This window comes from Vibrio sp. YT-18, assembly GCF_033337345.1.
In the GTDB taxonomy this organism is placed as follows: Bacteria; Pseudomonadota; Gammaproteobacteria; order Enterobacterales; family Vibrionaceae; genus Vibrio; species Vibrio alginolyticus.
The window spans coordinates 1-1,102 of sequence record NZ_JAWOQO010000229.1; the positions used below are offsets into that span (position 1 = coordinate 1).

A 1,102-nucleotide genomic window follows, 5' to 3' on the forward strand; every position below is an offset into this window, starting at 1 on the left:
AACGATCGCCGCAAGCATTGCCCACCATCCCCACGCAAGTGGGAACCAATCTGGAGCGTTCGGCAAAATCAAAGGTTCAAGGTCTAGGCTTTGGTTGTTTGTTGTCATTATTATTACTGCTTTATTGAAAACTGCTTTGTAAGGCCTGTTAGCTTAATTGCTGAATCAAAGGCCAACCACTTGATAGTGTGTTAAATGGAATAGCCATCGAATGACACTGTTGTTTGATGGATTCTTGGTGTTGAGTAAAGTGTGTTTCGAGCGCTTTTCTTTGTCCTGTTGAGCCGAAGTTGAACCATTGGCTACGACGACCATCAGAGGCTTTTGCTTGGCCACGAAAGTCGGTTTCTCCTCTTTCCAATGGGTCGTAAAACTGAATGGCTCTCACGCTGTTGTGTTGTTAAAGGCGACGCAGTTGCGTTAGCTCTCTTTCTTCTACATGTGCAAAGTCACTGAGTAGAATCAGTTCACTGCCTTTTGGCGTGAGTGTGTGGAGTGTTTCTAACACTTGCGAATATGGCATTGTGCGAGTCTCATGATTTGGATCTTGAGTCAACTGCGCGTTATGGGTATCAACGATAGCATTGAGAATCCGTAGCCCCTGTTTTTGCAAAGAGGAAGGGCGAAATTCTAAGCATTGATGTCCATCATCAATCACCGCGCCAATACGATCCTTTTTGGCTAATGTGAGCCAAATAAGAACACTGGCGAAATGAGCGAGTTGTACGGACTTCAATACGTACTTTGAGCCAAAGTGAAGGCTTGAGCTGAGGTCGAGATACAAAATCACCGCTTGTTCTTTGTCTTCCGCAAACAATTTAGTGTGTGCTTTTCCGGTGCGCGCTGTGACTCGCCAGTCGATGCTGCGAATGTCATCTCCGGCTTGATACTGGCGCACTTCCATAAAGTCCATACCACGACCTTTTTGTCGGCTCGTATGGTTGCCGCTCATCTGCGACCAAATGCTTTGTGCCGGTGGCAACCAACGTACCGACTGCGTGCGATATTGAAGCAGTTCTTCCAGTGTTAATGTCACCCCATTCGCATGAGGTGGTAATGAATGTGTAGCGGACATATCACTCACCTGTTTATGCACTGCCAA

Annotated in this window: 2 pseudogenes; both read right to left on the minus strand. The window is 46.6% G+C overall.

Annotated elements, in window-relative coordinates:
• Nucleotides 1-108, minus strand: a pseudogene (locus tag R7M72_RS25610) (DUF4381 domain-containing protein); the annotation flags it as partial.
• Nucleotides 109-148: 40 nt separating this feature from the next.
• Nucleotides 149-1,075, minus strand: a pseudogene (locus R7M72_RS25615) (DUF58 domain-containing protein).
• Between the last annotated feature and the right edge of the window lie 27 nt (nucleotides 1,076-1,102).